Below are 15,138 nucleotides of genomic sequence, written 5' to 3' on the forward strand. Positions count from 1 at the left end.
TGTTTCATTCTTCTTGTGTTTTAGATATCTTATCCGTCAAAAAAACATTGTAAGTGTAAAACACATAATTGCTTTATCCTGTTAGGTACTACAATGCAGTTTAATCCTGCTGTAGGTTAACAAAATTATATGCACTTGTTTTTAATTATCGCGCTCCTGGTAATTGTTAGCGCAATCTATTCATACATCAACGCACGCTGGATAAAATTGCCCGGTACCATAGGTATTATGACGCTGGCTATCGCCGGCTCGGTGGTAACTCTTATTATCGACCGCCTTAACCCAAGCGTGGCTAAATATCTGACTGTTTTAGCTAAAAACATCAACTTTTCTACCACGGTGCTCAATATTATGTTGGGCTTCCTGCTGTTTGCAAGTGCTTTTAACCTGGATACCCGTAAACTAAAAAAAGAAATGCGGCCGGTGCTTATCCTCAGTACTTTGGGGGTAATTGTATCAACGGCCATATTTGGTAGCTTGCTTTATTATGTAGCACAGTTAATAGATATTAAAATACCTTATATCTACTGTTTGCTGTTTGGCGCGCTGGTATCACCCACTGATCCGGTGGCGGTGGGGGCTATTATAAAAGGCTCCAGGCTACCCGCAAGTTTGGAAACCATTATCTCCGGCGAATCATTATTTAATGACGGTATAGGGCTTGTATTGTTTATTACGCTGTTAGAGATAACCCAGTCGGGCAATGATAATGTCGATTTTGCTAAAACAGCCATACTTTTTGCGCAGGAAGTTTTTGGCGGCATTATATTGGGGGGCATTACAGGTTTCCTGGCATTCCGGCTCATGAAATCTATTAACGATTTTCAAACCATTGTACTGGTGTCGTTAGCATTGGTAATGATCAATTCACTTGCTGCATCGGCTTTGCATTTGTCTATCCCGTTAGCGGTGGTAACCGCCGGTTTATTTACAGGTGGCAGGTCGATAAATATAGATAACAAAGACCGCTCGCACCAGGCGCTCGAAAGCTTCTGGACGCTGATTGACGAGATGCTGAACACCATGCTTTTTGTGATGATAGGGCTACAGATGGTTAACGTGCCCTTTATCAGTAATTACTGGATAACCGGTTTAATAGGGATTGTTATTCTGCTGGCTGCAAGATGGGCAAGCATTATGCTGCCGTTAACTTTCTTGAGGCGATCATTAAACGTGAATTACGGAAGTATCAATATTTTAACCTGGGCAGGGTTAAGGGGCGGTATTTCGATAGCCCTGGCGCTGGCATTGCCAGATTCGCCATACAGGCATTTTATATTGGCGGGCACTTACTTTATCGTGATATTTTCGATTATAGTGCAGGGATTGACATTGAATAGGGTGATTAATGCATCGTATAAGATAAAATCTTAGCTGTCTTTTTCACTGCCGCCATATACGCGGCTATTTCCTGCTCATTTTTATCGGCTGATGAGCTTAATGATGAGATAATATTCTCGCGCTCAACTTCAGTCCGGTTTTGGCTGAGTTTCTTTTTGGCCTGCAGATCGGTAACTACAATTTCAAACGCGGTAATGCCGTTCATCATTTTATGTTTGTAATCGTCAGTTAAGTTATCCCATTGCTGCCGGTAAGCTGCTTCGTAGAAATCGATCATTTTTTCAAGCAAGTGTGCAACCTGTGTTTTATCGGCAATTAAAGTGGCTTTGCCGTAGGCATGTACCGATAGATAATTCCAGGTAGGCACGTTTTGCTCTTTCTCGTAATTTAATGGCGAGATATAAGCATGTGGCTCGGTAAATATCACCAGCGATGTTTCATTGAATATAACCCCGGCCTGCGGGTTTGCTTTAGCAAAATGAGATACCAGTACCAACTCTTCGCCGCGTTGCTCTACCAAAAACGGCAGGTGTGTAGCTTCGGGTACGCCATTCAATATCGTCACTATCGTAGCAAAGCTATACTTCTGCATAAAGCTGATAGCTTCTTGATGGTCAGACAATTGAAAATGTTTAGGAGTGTACATGTGAATAGAATCAAGACTTTTAGAATCAAGAGACAAGACCAAATCGGGATGCCTTGTTACTACAAAGTTTCCAGCATTTGCTTTAACACTGCCTGTGCCGCCCAAACGCGGTTACCTGCCTCGTGTATCACTATCGACTTTGGCCCGTCCAATATCTCGGATGATAGTTCCAGATCGCGGCGTACGGGTAAACAATGCATTACTTTGGCATCAGGGGCTACTGCATCCAGCTTGGCGTTGGTCAGCATCCAATCTTCGTTACCGCCGGTTACCGCGCCGTAAGGCTCATAAGCCGACCAGTTTTTTACGTAGATAAAATCCGCATCCTTTATGGCTTCATCCTGGTTATGCGTGATTGTTGCGCCATTGGTGAAATCGGTAGAAAGCTCGTATCCTGCCGGGTGGGCGATGGTGAAGTCTACATCAGCCTTGCACATCCATTCGGCAAAAGAGTTTGGCACAGCCTGCGGAAGGGCCTTTATATGCGGCGCCCAGGTTAATACTACTTTGGGGCGGGCTTTAGTTTTCAGTTCTTCAATAGTTATCAGGTCGGCAAGGCTTTGCAGCGGGTGGCGCGTAGCCGATTCCAGGCTAACCACGGGCACTTTGCAAAACTCCACAAACTTGTTAAATATGGTTTCGCTATAGTCTTCCTCGCGGTCTTTTAACCCCGGGAAAGAGCGTACCCCTATAATGTCTGAGTATTCGCCCATTACACCGGCTGCCTCGCGGATATGCTCCACAGTAGTACCGTTCATGATCACGTTATCGCGCAGTTCAAGCGCCCAGCCTTCTTTATCAATGTTGAGCACAATTACGTTCATGCCCAAATTCGCGCCTGCTTTTTGGGTACTCATGCGGGTACGCAGACTTGGATTCAGGAAAACAAGGCTCAGGGTTTTATTCTTACCCAAATGCTGGTGCGCATATGGGTTTTGTTTCAATTGCAATGCTTCGGCAACCAGTGCCGGCACATCCTTAACATCATTTACCGAAGAGAATAATTTCATGAGCCTTGTTAGTACTTATGCTGTAAAAATATAATTAAATACTGTAACCTATTATTTAAGAGTTATTTAAAGTTGTGCTGAATGCTTCCAGGAACCTGTCAGCATAACCTTTAGTCAGGTTTAGCGCAGGTAATAGCCTTACCACGTTTGGTTTTGCTTCGCCTGTAAATATATGGTGCTTAAACAGCAGGTCTTTCTTCACGTTGGCCAGTTCTTCGGGCAGGTCGATGCCTATCATAAGGCCACGTCCACGTACTTCTTTCACTTTATCAAATTTCTTAAGCTCCTCAAGCAGGTAGCCACCAACTTCGGCAGCGTTTTGCATCAGGTTATCACGTTCAATAACTTCCAGCACCGCTAAACCTGCGGCACAAGCCAAATGGTTACCACCAAATGTTGTGCCCAGCATGCCGTATACTGGCGCTATTTTAGGCGATATGATGATACCACCAACAGGGAAACCGTTACCCATGCCTTTAGCCATGGAGTAGATATCGGCGTTGATGCCCGCAAAATCATGCGAGAAGAACTTACCGGTACGGCCATAACCGCACTGTACCGAATCGGCTATAAAAACGGCGTTATGCACATCGCAAAGCGAACGGATCTTTTGCAGGAAACTAACCGGTGCAACCTGTATGCCACCAACTCCCTGGATGCCTTCAATAATTACAGATGATACCTCATGGTCTTTAAAAGCCTGCTCTAATGCCGCTTCATCGTTCCATGGTAAAAACACCACGTTTTCAGTTTCATTAACCGGTGCAACAATTTTTGGGTTATCGGTAGCGGCAACTGCTAATGAGGTTCGTCCATGGAACGCTTTTTTAAACGCGATGATCTTCTTTTTACCATTATAGAACGATGCAAGTTTCAGAGCGTTCTCATTAGCCTCGGCACCCGAGTTGCAAAGGAATAGCTGGTAATCTTCCTTACCCGAAATATGGCCCAGCTTTTCGGCCAGTTGTGTTTGTAAAGGGATCTCGATAGAGTTAGAGTAAAAGCCTATCTGGTGCAGTTGGTCTTCCAAACGCTTTACGTAATGCGGGTTAGTATGGCCGATAGAGATAACCGCGTGCCCGCCGTAAAGGTCGAGATATTCAGTGCCTTTGTCGTCATAAACAAGGCTGCCCATGCCTTGAACTATATTGATTGGATTGATAGGGTATACGTCGAATAATTTCATTTTAATAAAGTGATAATTTAATACTTAATGGATAAACGCATGGGTGGCGAGCACGGCTTAAAAGCCGGTCGCCTTAAGTCGTAATCCTGCGCGTTCGTCCAAACCAAACATGATGTTCATGTTTTGTACGGCCTGACCGCTCGCACCTTTAAGTAAGTTATCCATTATACTGACAATGAAGATCTTATTACCATGTTTCTTGACCTGTAAAAAGCATTTGTTGGTATTCACAATTTGTTTCAGGTCGATGTCTTTACTGGTTACATGCGTAAACGGGTGACCGGCATAATACTCCTGATAAAGTTTTAAAGCCTCGGCTTCGCTCAAATTACTCTCGGTATAAATAGAAGCAATGATGCCGCGGGTAAAGCCCCCACGATAGGGCACAAAGTTAATGTCCTTATCAAAACCGCCCTGCAATTGCCTTAAGGATTGGCCTATCTCGTTTAAATGCTGGTGGTTAAACACTTTGTAAACAGATAGGTTGTCGTTTCTCCACGTAAAGTGCGAAGTTGGAGAAAGGCTTTGCCCTGCGCCGGTAGAACCTGTTGTTGCGGTAACATGCACCTCGTTGTTTAACAAACCTTTACTTGCGAGCGGTAACAAACCCAGTTGCAAACAAGTGGCAAAACAGCCCGGGTTAGCTATATTATCTGCCGATTTTATCGCTTCGCGGTTTAATTCGGGTAAACCGTAAACAAAGCTTTTATTTCCGATGGTTGCATTTTGACTTAACCTGAAATCCTGGCTTAAATCGATAATAAGGATATGATCAGGAATGTCATTAGCCTCTAAAAATTTACGTGCATCGCCATGGCCAACGCAAAGGAACAATACATCAATATTGAAAGCTAATTCCGCCGCAAAGGTTAGGTCGGTATCGCCAAACAGGTCGGTGTGTACGTCATAAACATGGTTACCCGCATTGCTTTTGCTGTGAACGAATATGATCTCCACATTAGGGTGGTTGATCAGTATTCTGAGCATTTCGCCCCCGGTATAACCCGCGCCGCCAACAATGCCTGCTTTTATTTTAGAGGTTGATTCTGTCATTTTTTGTAGATGGTGATGAGTACAGGATAAATTCCAGGTCGCTGCTCTCTTTGTTGCTGATAAAGTGCTTTTGGCCCGGTTTAATTTCTATCCCTTGCTCAGGTTTTAACACGCTTATCTCTCCGTCGATGGTAAATGTTGCCCTGCCTTTTAGTATAAAGAAGAACTGCGAAGATTTTTCGTGATAATGTAATTGCTCGGCGGTATCCGGCGGCATTAATTCCTGTTTTATTGATAATGCGTCGGTGTCAACATAGTTCCAGCCGTAACAATCATCGCCCCACTTATAGGTGCTTAAGCATTCGCTTCTCGAAAAGATGGGGTTCTCCATAATAATTAATCCTGTCCGTTTACTTTGTGGTATATCATTACCTGGTTACCAAATATTTTTGAGAAACCTTTAACATCTTCGCCGCTCCATGAATTGTTCATTTCGCCGTAGCTGCCAAATTTGTTGCTCATCAGGTCGTGCTCCGACTCGATACCCACCACCTGGAAACGGTACGGGTGCAGCTCAACAAATACTTTACCGCTTACGTTTTTCTGCGTATCAGTAAGGAAAGCCTCCATATTACGCATAATAGGGTCGTGGAATTGCCCTTCGTGCAGCCAGTTGCCGTAGAAGGCCGATAACTGGTCTTTCCATGATAGCTGCCACTTAGTTAAAACGTGTTTCTCAAGGGTATGGTGTGCTTTGATGATCACCATTGGTGCGGCAGCTTCAAAACCTACACGGCCCTTTATACCGATGATGGTATCACCCACGTGAATATCGCGGCCAATGCCGTAAGGTTGCGCAATAGCTTGCAATGCCTGTATAGCTTTGGTTGGGTGATCGTATTTCTCGTTATTAATGCCAACCAGCTCGCCTTGCTCAAATACCAGCTCTAATGTTTTTGGTTCAGATTCGGTTACCTGTGTAGGCCATGCTTCTTCAGGTAAACCAAGGTTTGATGTAAGAGTTTCTTTACCACCTACTGATGTACCCCAGATACCTTTGTTGATAGAGTACTTTGCTTTTTCAAAGTTCATTTCAACGCCGTGTTTTTTCAGGTATTCAATCTCCGCTTCGCGGCTTAGTTTCAAATCGCGGATAGGAGTGATGATCTGTACCTCGGGTACCAGGATATTGAAGATCATATCAAACCTTACCTGATCGTTACCGGCACCGGTGCTGCCATGGGCTACAAATTCAGCACCAATCTCTTTGGCGTAATTGGCAATAGCTGTAGCCTGGCTAACACGTTCGGCACTTACCGATAATGGGTAGGTGTTGTTCTTTAACACGTTACCATATATCAAAAAGCGTACGCAGGTGTTATAAAAGTTCTTGGTCTCGTCAACAACGTGGTGTGATGTTACGCCCATCTGGTAAGCGCGTTCTTCAACACCTTTAAGCTCTTGGTCATTAAAACCACCTGTATTTACAATTACCGAGTGAACCTCGTAACCCAGATCGCGTGTTAAATAAATACAGCAAAATGAGGTGTCTAATCCGCCGCTGTATGCCAGTACTACTTTCTTTTTATCCATTTTTGTGTTTACCGTAGAGACGCGATACCTCGCGTCTGTTTATTATTTATTCAAGTCGCGAAGCATCGCGCCTCTACAATTCATTATTTTAACTGAACGCAACGAATTTTTCCATTCGCTTTTTGATGGCTTTTTCAATACGCTCAAGCAGGGTAGCTTTGTGCGTAATTTTCTTCATTTTCTCTTCGTATTGCTTCTGAATAACTTCCGGGTCAAAAAGCATGGCGGTGCACATGCAGTTCTTGCGGTCTTTACTCATCAATATATCATAGTTAACACAGCTGCGGCAGCCTTTCCAAAAATCTTCATCCTGGGTGAGTTCAGAATAGGTTACCGGTTCGTACCCTATCTCTGAATTTATCTTCATTACTGCCAAGCCCGTAGTTAAACCAAATAGCTTGGCTTTTGGGTATTTGCTGCGCGATAACTCAAATATTTTATGCTTAATTGCTTTTGCCAGTCCTGCTTTGCGATAGATAGGGTTTACAATAAGGCCTGAGTTGGCCACAAAATCGCCGTGGCTCCAGGTTTCTATATAGCAAAAGCCCGCCCAGGTACCGTCTTTATGCAAAGCTATCACGGCTTTACCTTCCAGCATTTTGTTGGCAACATACTCCGGCGAACGCTGGGCAATACCTGTGCCCCGTGCTTTGGCCGACTCTGCCATTTCATCACATATAATAGTCGCAAAGTCTGCATGTTGTGCAGTTGCTACGGTTATGTCAAAATCTTGTATGGTCATTAGTATAGAAAAATTACCGTTAAATTATTGGCGTTTAAGCCATAATAATTAGAGGGACATTGTTTAAAGAAGTTTAAAAAACACCTTCTTTATTTGGGTGGAGATTAAAACCTAATTCAAACCCGTGGGATGAACACCCTTCGTCGGCTGGGAGAGAATAATAAAACAAAAGAAACTAAAGCAGCGGAAACCGGGGCGAAGATCGTCCTGATATCCATTCTGTTTATGTTTTGTTTAATCATTTTAGTAAGTATGTGGTACTTTTAAATTTTGTGCAAATTATTGCATTAAATTTTACTTATGCAAGAAAAAACTATTATAATTTGCCTGCACGCATAAAACATTACAATTGAGAAATATTGAGATAACAGATAAGCCCCTGATTATGCAAAAAATGGGTTTAAATCATTTAAACCTATTCTTCGCCTTGTGGATTAATTATTAGCATAAACGTGTACATTAGTTGATCTATGAAAATAAGATATATTATTATACTGTTGCTGCTGCCGATTTTTTGTGTCGCGCAAACCATTATACCCCAACCGGTTTCTATAATAAATAGCGATGTTGCATTTGATTTAAAAGAGGCAGCTCAAATTGGTTATAACGATAAGTCGTTAGTTTGGATGGCCAAATATTTAGAGAACCAAATTTACCTGATCAGTAAGGTTAAGATTAAGCATATAAATGGCGTGCATCCAAGTTTCTATCTTAGGTTAAAAAAGTATTCTCACAATGGTGAACCAAAGGGATCATATAAGCTGAGCGCGAATGGTGGCGGGGTTTTTATTGAGTCCGAAAACGCAGAAGGGATATTTTATGGGATCCAGTCATTATTACAACTCATCAATACCGATACTAAAACAATACTTGATGTAGAGGTTACGATGCCCCGCGTTATCAATGGCGCGGTTTTATGCTGGATGAGTCGCGGCATTTTTTTGGAAAAACGAAGGTAAAACAGTTGCTTGACTTGATGGCTCATTATAAACTGAACAAGTTTCATTGGCATTTAACCGATAGCCACGGCTGGCGATTGCAGATCAAAAAATATCCAAAGCTGACTACTGTTGGCGGCATTGGTAATTTCACAGACAGTACTGCCTCGGCCCAATATTATACCCAGGCCAATATTCGTGAGATTGTTGCCTACGCCAAAAAGCGCTTTATTGATGTAATACCCGAAATTGACATGCCCGGCCATGCCACAGCTGCTAATAAAGCGTATCCGCGATTTAGCGGGGGCAGCGTTGTCGGTTATCCAAACTTTACGTTCGACCCGTCAAAAGAAGAAACCTACAAATATTTGTCGACCATTATTAAAGAAACGAATAGCCTTTTCCCGGCTAAGATGATCCATTTAGGTGGTGATGAGGTTTTCTTAGGGATACAGGCCTGGTTGAAAAATCCGGATATTGTAAATTTAATGGCCCACAAAGGTTATAAAACCCCAACCGATTTGGAGCATTACTTTTTTAGGCGGATGGGCGATACGGTAATAAAACTGGGCAGCAAGGTCCTTTGCTGGGACGAAGCCGTAGAAACCGACCTGCCCGCCAATAAAACCGTTGTATTTTGGTGGAGGCAAAACAAACCTCAAAGCCTTAAGCTGGCGCTCGATAAAAATTACAGCGTGGTGCTTTGCCCGCGCTTGCCCATGTATTTTGATTTTGTGCAGGACAGTACCCACGTATCAGGCCGTAAATGGGATAGTACTACTGTTGTCGGTTACCAGTTGCAAAACAAGTATAATACCGTGCAGGATGTTTACAATTTTCCCGATAAGTTTTTAGAAGGGCGGGAGTTAAAGTCAAAAAACATCATTGGTATACAAGCTAATCTGTGGACAGAAACCGTAGATACGGAAAAACGGTTGGATTACCTGATATTTCCACGGATGGCCGCATTGGCCGAAGCCGCATGGAGTACAGCGGCTAATAAAAATGATATCACATTCAACAATAAGTTAAAGGCAGAAATTGAATGGTATAAAAGGGCAGGGATTTATTACTATAATCCATCCAAACCGGCAGAACATCCGGAAGTAATTGATTTTAAACCTAAAAAACAGATAAAGCATTAACCTGCTTATTTGCTTTTACTCACAATATCATTAATAATCATATCCGCATGTATGCGCGAGTTCTCTATAAACCATAGGTGAGTATCCAGCCCGCCAACAACTACGCCGGCAAGGTACAGGCCAGGCTGGTTAGTTTCCATCGTTTCGGGGTTATAGGTTGGGATGAATTTATCTTCGGTTAGTTTGATCCCAATCTTTGCCAGGAAATCGAAGTTGGGTTTATAGCCCGTCATGGCCATTACAAAATCGTTAGGGATGGTAACTTTACCTTCGGGGGTATCAATATCCACCTCGGTTTGTCTCACTTCTGCAAGGTTCGAATTAAAATACGCTTTGATGCTCCCTTCCTTGATGCGGTTAATTATATCCGGCCGTACCCAATATTTAACACGGCTGCTTATCTCGCTGCCGCGGATTACCAGTGTTACCTCGGCACCTTTACGGTAGGTTTCTAAGGCCACATCAATGGCCGAGTTACTACTGCCCACAACCACAACCTTTTGCGAGGTATAGTAATGCGGGTCCTGGTAGTAATGTTTTACTTTAGGCAGGTCTTCACCAGGGATATCAAGGTTTACGGCAATATCATAAAAGCCGGTACATAATATTACTTTTTTTGCCTGGTAGGTAGCTTTTGAGGTGCTTATTTCATAACCGCCTTCAATTGGCTTTACATTGGTAACTTCTTCAAATAGGTTAAGAGGAAGCTTGTTAGATAACGCTACCCGGCGGTAATACTCTAAAGCATCATTACGGGTTGGTTTATTGTGTACCGTTACAAAAGGTACACCGCCAATCTCCAGCTTCTCTGAAGTGGAGAAGAACGTCATGGTAGAAGGGTAGTTGTACAGCGAATTTACCAGGCAGCCTTTTTCAACAATAACAAAACTCAGGTTTGCTTTTTGAGCCGCTAATCCGCAGGCCAAACCAATTGGGCCACCGCCAATAATAAGTATATCGAGCATAAGGCGAAGATAGTCAGTTTACGGGGAAGATAATATCGAATAATGAATGCCTAATGTCAAATTTTGAAGTAGCAGACCATTCAGAATATGGGAAAGGAAAATAAAGGCAAAAAAAAATGGGATAAGCTACTTTTATCGCGCCGCTCAACTCTCTACCCTTGCTGCGTTCCCACCCTGGGGGAGTTCAAGAGGAGCTGGCCGTAAAAGACTTATCCCGCCGCAAAGATAGAAAAAGGATGCATTTTAGGTTAAGAAATTATTAAAAAATGAAATTGAAGGGTTGAATGGTTGATTATCAGGAGGGTAATTTATAAGCCTCACGTCATTGCGAGCGATAGCGTGGCAATCTTCGACATGCTGGTCGTTAATTTTCTATCGATGATTTCCACGTCGCTACGCTTCTCGCAATAACGCGTGGTTAATCAGAACAGATTTATCTGATTTTTCACCTCTTCTACCGGCGTATCCACATATTCAAACCCTATTGTCCCTTTAAACTGAAAAGTTTTAAAAGGGTCCCATTTGGCCATATTGCCGAAGGTTTCACGCTTTACAATCTTCAGCTCCTCTATCCAAAATGGCTCAACCAATTTTTTGTGCCGAAAGTGCGGCCATAGGGTATTGAAATTAGCTTCGGGCACATTCCTAACAACGGTAATATGCGGCACAAGCGTTTTTTTGATACCCAGGTTTTTCTTTAATAAAGTAAACCAGGCATCCACAGCAGGGCTAATGCGGATGTGTGCATAAATGGTGTACTGGCTGTGCAGATGGCTGAAATATTTAAAACCATCGATGTGCAACAAAACAGGCGGCATAATATTCAGCGTTTTTTGTATACGGGTTATGGTATGGTCGGCGAAATAAGGTTTTTGCCGCTCAGCATGCAGTATGGAAATGTGTGCCGGCGCATCCATACTTTTAAAATTGCCAATATGTTTAACCGATGCTTTTTTATACTTGCTGATGAGCTCTTTAACAGGCTCGGGAGGGGAGAGAAGGAACAAATAATCAGCATAACCAGTCATAACATCACATCGTTTATTGCCTCAAAATTGCTAATAAAATTAGCATAATTCAAAATATATTTTCATATTTGTGCATGGATGCTAAGCGGCATATTGTACATATCGACCTTGATTCCTTCTTCGTTTCGGTAGAGCGGAAATTTAACCCATCGCTTATCGGCAAGGCTGTAATTATAGGCGGCTCGGCAGATAGGGGCGTGGTTGCTTCATGCAGTTACGAGGCACGTAAATTCGGGGTGCATTCGGCTATGCCAACCCGGCAGGCGCTGAAACTTTGCCCGCATGCTATTGTGATACATGGCACACACGGGCGCTATTCAGAGGCCTCACGCGAGGTTACGCAGATCATCCATAATATGGTGCCGCTGTACCAAAAGTCGTCGGTAGATGAGTTTTATATCGACCTAAGCGGTATGGAGCGTTTCCATGACCCTTATCAATTAGCCTGCGATCTCCGCCAAAAAGTGATCCGTGAAACAGGATTGCCAATCTCCTTTGGGATGGCATCGGGCAAAACCATAGCCAAGATGGCTACCAACCAGGCCAAGCCAAACGGGCAGCTTTGGATAAAACACGGACAGGAGAAAGCCTTTTTAGCGCCGCTTAACATCGGCAAGATCCCCGGCCTGGGTGAAAGCACCTGTCAGAAACTTTATCAGTATGGTATAGAGAAGATAGGCGACCTGCAACGGGTGAATCTTAAATTCCTTGAAGCGGTGTTCGGTAAAATGGGTACTTATATCTACAAAAAAGCCAATGGAATTGATGACAGCGAGATCATTCCGCACAGCGACCGGAAATCCATCTCTACCGAACACACCTTTGAAAGCGACGTAAAAGATCTGCGCACGCTGGAAAATATTTTGGTAAGCATGACCGAAGAACTGGCCGGTAAACTTCGCCGCGAGAATAAGGTGTCATCCTGCCTGGCTATTAAAATTAGGTACGCAAATTTTGAAACACACACACAGCAGCAAAAAATAGCTCTTACTGCTGCCGAGCATATCCTGATTCCCGGTGTAAAAAACCTGCTTAAAAGTGCCTGGAACCAGCATAGGCCTATTCGTTTGATAGGTGTGCGCCTAAGTAACCTGTGTGCCGGTAGTTACCAGATCAATTTGTTTGAAGATAACGAAGAACGGATACGGCTTTACCAGGCTATGGATAATATCAATTTTCGGTTTGGCGATAAAACGGTTTGCAGGGCGGCCGGGATGGAGATAGGCGCAAGGACGTTTAATCCGTTTTTGAAGGGGTAGGCGGATCTTCTATGTCATTTCGAACGAGTGAAGCGAGGAGAAATCTTGTTCAAATGACAGGCGGTGAACTTTGCATAATGAACAAGATTTCTCTCTATCGTTCGAAATGACAAGTTGTTTTATAACGCTAATTTCATCATAATGTCCGTCTGCTCATCGCTGCCTAACATAAACGGATGGCTGCCGAATTGCTCAAAACCTTTGTTTTTATAAAAACTGATTGCTTTGGTGTTATGCTCCCAAACACCAAGCCAAACGTAGCTGAGTTTTTGGCTTATGGCGGTATCTATAGCAAAATCAATGAGTTGTTTACCAATTTGCTTGCCCTGGTATTCATTTAAAATATAAATACGTTCAATTTCAAGTGCAGCAGGGTCTTGCAATTCGGTTTGGGCTGTGTTATAATTGAGTTTAATGTAGCCGGCAATATTTCCTTCAAATAATGCAAAATAAAATTCAGAACCAGGGTTGCGTAATTCTTCTTCAAACCTTTGTTTTATAAATGCATTTGCCGCGTAACTTTCCATATCGGCTGCATTGTTTAAATGGGCAAAGGCATCAAAAAAAGTTTTGCGGCTTAAGTTTAACAGGGTATCAATATCGGCTATTGTTACCTTTTTTATTTCTACAGATAGCGGCATTAATTAATCAAACTGTTGTTGCAGGCGTTCCAACCTGTCTATCAATAAATTCAATTTTTCTTCCTCGCTTTTAAACATACGGGGCTTTATATAAAATGTAGTAAATAAAAACCATACCATGGTTGAACCGTAGGTAAGTATTTTAAAATAAAGTGGTGCATTCTCCAGTACTTCTATAAAATAAAGGCCAAGCCCTGCGCTTAAAAGTAATATATACGTGTAATAGAACCAGCCGGTGATCTTTGAGCGTGTTTTTTGAAATTCTTTTAGCGTATCCAGGTAATCGGTAGGGTTTTGAGTAATATCGTGCTTATTTAAAAGATGGTAATGCCTTACAATGATCACCAGGTACATTACCATACCTATCATGATGATGAGTATACCCAATGTAGTGGCAGGCGATTTAAACGCCATAAAAAACATTAGTATAAATGCCCAAACCAACGTTGCAATCATGGCAATAATAGCCCAATACAACCTGGAGGTTATACCGCGTATCCCTTTCTTTACCTGTTTCAGTACTTCATCTACCGAAAGGTGTTCTTTTTTTGGCTGCGCCTGCCAAACCGACATTAAATGATCAAAGTCTTTCATGCTGATTGTATAACTCTGTCAATTTTTGTTTAATGCGATAGATCTTCACTCTCAAATTCCCCTCTGATATCCCTGATACTTCTGCAATTTCGGGATACGGCACTTCATCAAGCACCAATGTTATAATAATTCTTTCCGATTCTTCCAGTTTTGAAATACACTTATAAAGCAAAGCAACCTGCTCGTTCTTTTCCGAAAACTCTTCGCGTTTGTTTTCAGCAATAGCCGGAGTAAGCTCGTCTTTGGCTTGTCGTTTCTCTGATCGTAAATAGGTTAAGCAGGTATTAACAGCTATGCGGTATATCCAGGTAGATATCAGCGCCTGATTACGAAACTTATGCAGGTTTTGCCAAACTTTCAGGAAAGTTTCCTGCAACAGATCGTTCGCGGCATCATCATCGCCGGTATAACCATAGCACAAATGGTAAATTTTCTTTGAATTAGCTTCGTATATTTTCCGGAAAGCGTCTTCTCTGTCTGCCACCTGATTAGTTAATTTTTTGTTTGACAAATTAACGCCATAAATGTTACAACAGGTAACTTTTTTTATTAAACCAGGGTAATTTACTTTCGGCATCATCCAAAAGCTTGTTGTAATCCTGGCTGTAATCAAATTGCAGGTCCTCATGCAGCATACCAATGGCAGTGCGCACTTTCTCTATTTGACGGATGAGTATCAGGCGGATAGGTTTGTGCGATGTTTGTTTGATAACGTATTGCAGGTAGTTTTGGCAAAAGTTTAAAAGTAACTCTATCTCTGCAGGTTTCGAGCCTATAAATTTGGTGTATTTGGCCAGCATCTTTAATATTTTACGAAGCCCTTTTGCCGTAAAGTAGCTTTGCGATGGCAGCTGGCTAAACATAAAACCCGCTTCGGCCTTAATGTTTTCTACAAAATCCTGCTCGTTGTGGGCCTCAAACAGCAGGTAGGCCAGTAACTCCTTATTTTCTTTTTTATAACGTATCAATCGCAGGCATAGTTCGGCCAGTTGCTCCTGCGGTAAATGCTGAAGTTCTTTCTTAATTTGTTGTAATCCGTAGGTAGTGATACTCATCG

The 15,138-nt window shown here is 42.6% G+C and carries 17 protein-coding genes and 1 other RNA gene; 4 read left to right on the top strand and 14 right to left on the bottom strand.

All coding sequences use genetic code 11. From position 1 onward, the window contains the following. Positions 1-129 precede the first annotated feature (129 nt). Complete coding sequence (locus tag IDJ75_RS05885; RefSeq protein WP_191174652.1) at positions 130-1,374, top strand: cation:proton antiporter; 1,245 nt, start codon at positions 130-132, stop codon at positions 1,372-1,374. On the opposite strand, the gene IDJ75_RS05890 is transcribed toward IDJ75_RS05885, so the two are convergent. The 7 genes from IDJ75_RS05890 to IDJ75_RS05920 form a co-directional block, all read right to left on the bottom strand. Next, positions 1,346-1,987 (bottom strand): FMN-binding negative transcriptional regulator, encoded by a 642-nt coding sequence (locus IDJ75_RS05890; RefSeq protein ID WP_191174653.1) that lies wholly within the window; start codon positions 1,985-1,987, stop codon positions 1,346-1,348. The two genes, IDJ75_RS05885 and IDJ75_RS05890, sit on opposite strands and share 29 nt — an antisense overlap. 59 nt (positions 1,988-2,046) lie before the next feature. Further along, positions 2,047-2,997 (bottom strand): Rossmann-fold NAD(P)-binding domain-containing protein, encoded by a 951-nt coding sequence (locus IDJ75_RS05895; protein ID WP_191174654.1) that lies wholly within the window; start codon positions 2,995-2,997, stop codon positions 2,047-2,049. Between the two features lie 55 nt (positions 2,998-3,052). Beyond that, positions 3,053-4,183 carry an aspartate aminotransferase family protein gene (locus tag IDJ75_RS05900; protein WP_191174655.1) on the bottom strand — a complete coding sequence of 377 codons (1,131 nt, stop codon included), beginning with the start codon at positions 4,181-4,183 and terminating at the stop codon, positions 3,053-3,055. 57 nt (positions 4,184-4,240) lie between these two features. Beyond that, the gene (gene argC / locus IDJ75_RS05905; RefSeq protein ID WP_191174656.1) at positions 4,241-5,236 is read right to left on the bottom strand and encodes an N-acetyl-gamma-glutamyl-phosphate reductase; all 996 of its coding nucleotides are present in this window, start codon (positions 5,234-5,236) and stop codon (positions 4,241-4,243) included. Then, complete coding sequence (locus tag IDJ75_RS05910) at positions 5,217-5,567, bottom strand: cupin domain-containing protein (protein WP_191174657.1); 351 nt, start codon at positions 5,565-5,567, stop codon at positions 5,217-5,219. Before IDJ75_RS05910 ends, argC begins: the two co-directional genes overlap by 20 nt. A gap of 5 nt (positions 5,568-5,572) precedes the next feature. Beyond that, complete coding sequence (argG, locus tag IDJ75_RS05915; RefSeq protein ID WP_191174658.1) at positions 5,573-6,769, bottom strand: argininosuccinate synthase; 1,197 nt, start codon at positions 6,767-6,769, stop codon at positions 5,573-5,575. 88 nt (positions 6,770-6,857) lie between these two features. After that, positions 6,858-7,511 (bottom strand): GNAT family N-acetyltransferase, encoded by a 654-nt coding sequence (locus tag IDJ75_RS05920; protein WP_191174659.1) that lies wholly within the window; start codon positions 7,509-7,511, stop codon positions 6,858-6,860. 470 nt (positions 7,512-7,981) lie between these two features. Between IDJ75_RS05920 and IDJ75_RS05925 the strand changes: the two genes are divergently transcribed. Beyond that, positions 7,982-8,470 carry a glycoside hydrolase family 20 zincin-like fold domain-containing protein gene (locus IDJ75_RS05925; protein ID WP_191174660.1) on the top strand — a complete coding sequence of 163 codons (489 nt, stop codon included), beginning with the start codon at positions 7,982-7,984 and terminating at the stop codon, positions 8,468-8,470. Further along, positions 8,428-9,594, top strand: a complete 1,167-nt coding sequence (locus IDJ75_RS05930; RefSeq protein ID WP_191174661.1) for a beta-N-acetylhexosaminidase — start codon at positions 8,428-8,430, stop codon at positions 9,592-9,594. Before IDJ75_RS05925 ends, IDJ75_RS05930 begins: the two co-directional genes overlap by 43 nt. A 5-nt stretch (positions 9,595-9,599) precedes the next feature. Here IDJ75_RS05930 and IDJ75_RS05935 read toward each other — a convergent pair whose 3' ends face one another. The 3 genes from IDJ75_RS05935 to IDJ75_RS05945 all read right to left on the bottom strand — a co-directional run bounded on the left by IDJ75_RS05935 (position 9,600) and on the right by IDJ75_RS05945 (position 11,587). Then, positions 9,600-10,559, bottom strand: a complete 960-nt coding sequence (locus IDJ75_RS05935) for a YpdA family putative bacillithiol disulfide reductase (RefSeq protein ID WP_191174662.1) — start codon at positions 10,557-10,559, stop codon at positions 9,600-9,602. 116 nt (positions 10,560-10,675) lie between these two features. Then, an RNA gene (gene ffs, locus IDJ75_RS05940) (signal recognition particle sRNA small type) lies at positions 10,676-10,774 on the bottom strand. A 207-nt stretch (positions 10,775-10,981) separates the two neighbouring features. Further along, positions 10,982-11,587, bottom strand: a complete 606-nt coding sequence (locus IDJ75_RS05945; RefSeq protein ID WP_191174663.1) for a 2'-5' RNA ligase family protein — start codon at positions 11,585-11,587, stop codon at positions 10,982-10,984. Positions 11,588-11,661: 74 nt separating this feature from the next. On the opposite strand from IDJ75_RS05945, the gene dinB reads away from it, so the two are divergent. Then, positions 11,662-12,846 carry a DNA polymerase IV gene (gene dinB / locus IDJ75_RS05950; protein WP_191174664.1) on the top strand — a complete coding sequence of 395 codons (1,185 nt, stop codon included), beginning with the start codon at positions 11,662-11,664 and terminating at the stop codon, positions 12,844-12,846. A gap of 119 nt (positions 12,847-12,965) precedes the next feature. Here dinB and IDJ75_RS05955 read toward each other — a convergent pair whose 3' ends face one another. Genes IDJ75_RS05955 through IDJ75_RS05970 form a run of 4 tightly spaced genes read right to left on the bottom strand, consistent with a single transcriptional unit; the run spans position 12,966 to position 15,136 of the window. Next, the gene (locus IDJ75_RS05955) at positions 12,966-13,487 is read right to left on the bottom strand and encodes a GNAT family N-acetyltransferase (protein WP_191174665.1); all 522 of its coding nucleotides are present in this window, start codon (positions 13,485-13,487) and stop codon (positions 12,966-12,968) included. A 3-nt stretch (positions 13,488-13,490) separates the two neighbouring features. Further along, entirely contained in the window at positions 13,491-14,081 is a 591-nt protein-coding gene (locus tag IDJ75_RS05960; RefSeq protein ID WP_191174666.1) for a hypothetical protein, read from the bottom strand. Next, positions 14,068-14,565: an RNA polymerase sigma factor gene (locus tag IDJ75_RS05965; protein ID WP_067059544.1), complete on the bottom strand. Its 498-nt coding sequence runs from the start codon at positions 14,563-14,565 to the stop codon at positions 14,068-14,070. Before IDJ75_RS05965 ends, IDJ75_RS05960 begins: the two co-directional genes overlap by 14 nt. 43 nt (positions 14,566-14,608) lie before the next feature. Further along, the gene (locus tag IDJ75_RS05970) at positions 14,609-15,136 is read right to left on the bottom strand and encodes a hypothetical protein (RefSeq protein WP_191174667.1); all 528 of its coding nucleotides are present in this window, start codon (positions 15,134-15,136) and stop codon (positions 14,609-14,611) included. Positions 15,137-15,138: the final 2 nt, after the last annotated feature.

Source organism: Mucilaginibacter rigui, from assembly GCF_014773275.1.
GTDB classification, from domain to species: Bacteria; Bacteroidota; Bacteroidia; order Sphingobacteriales; family Sphingobacteriaceae; genus Mucilaginibacter; species Mucilaginibacter rigui_A.

Coding starts and splice junctions, on each gene's coding strand:
- IDJ75_RS05885 (WP_191174652.1), top strand. CDS start 130: ATGCACTTGTTTTTAATTATCGCGCTCCTGGTAATTGTTAGCGCAATC.
- IDJ75_RS05890 (WP_191174653.1), bottom strand. CDS start 1,987: ATGTACACTCCTAAACATTTTCAATTGTCTGACCATCAAGAAGCTATC.
- IDJ75_RS05895 (WP_191174654.1), bottom strand. CDS start 2,997: ATGAAATTATTCTCTTCGGTAAATGATGTTAAGGATGTGCCGGCACTG.
- IDJ75_RS05900 (WP_191174655.1), bottom strand. CDS start 4,183: ATGAAATTATTCGACGTATACCCTATCAATCCAATCAATATAGTTCAA.
- argC (WP_191174656.1), bottom strand. CDS start 5,236: ATGACAGAATCAACCTCTAAAATAAAAGCAGGCATTGTTGGCGGCGCG.
- IDJ75_RS05910 (WP_191174657.1), bottom strand. CDS start 5,567: ATGGAGAACCCCATCTTTTCGAGAAGCGAATGCTTAAGCACCTATAAG.
- argG (WP_191174658.1), bottom strand. CDS start 6,769: ATGGATAAAAAGAAAGTAGTACTGGCATACAGCGGCGGATTAGACACC.
- IDJ75_RS05920 (WP_191174659.1), bottom strand. CDS start 7,511: ATGACCATACAAGATTTTGACATAACCGTAGCAACTGCACAACATGCA.
- IDJ75_RS05925 (WP_191174660.1), top strand. CDS start 7,982: ATGAAAATAAGATATATTATTATACTGTTGCTGCTGCCGATTTTTTGT.
- IDJ75_RS05930 (WP_191174661.1), top strand. CDS start 8,428: ATGCTGGATGAGTCGCGGCATTTTTTTGGAAAAACGAAGGTAAAACAG.
- IDJ75_RS05935 (WP_191174662.1), bottom strand. CDS start 10,559: ATGCTCGATATACTTATTATTGGCGGTGGCCCAATTGGTTTGGCCTGC.
- IDJ75_RS05945 (WP_191174663.1), bottom strand. CDS start 11,587: ATGACTGGTTATGCTGATTATTTGTTCCTTCTCTCCCCTCCCGAGCCT.
- dinB (WP_191174664.1), top strand. CDS start 11,662: ATGGATGCTAAGCGGCATATTGTACATATCGACCTTGATTCCTTCTTC.
- IDJ75_RS05955 (WP_191174665.1), bottom strand. CDS start 13,487: ATGCCGCTATCTGTAGAAATAAAAAAGGTAACAATAGCCGATATTGAT.
- IDJ75_RS05960 (WP_191174666.1), bottom strand. CDS start 14,081: ATGAAAGACTTTGATCATTTAATGTCGGTTTGGCAGGCGCAGCCAAAA.
- IDJ75_RS05970 (WP_191174667.1), bottom strand. CDS start 15,136: ATGAGTATCACTACCTACGGATTACAACAAATTAAGAAAGAACTTCAG.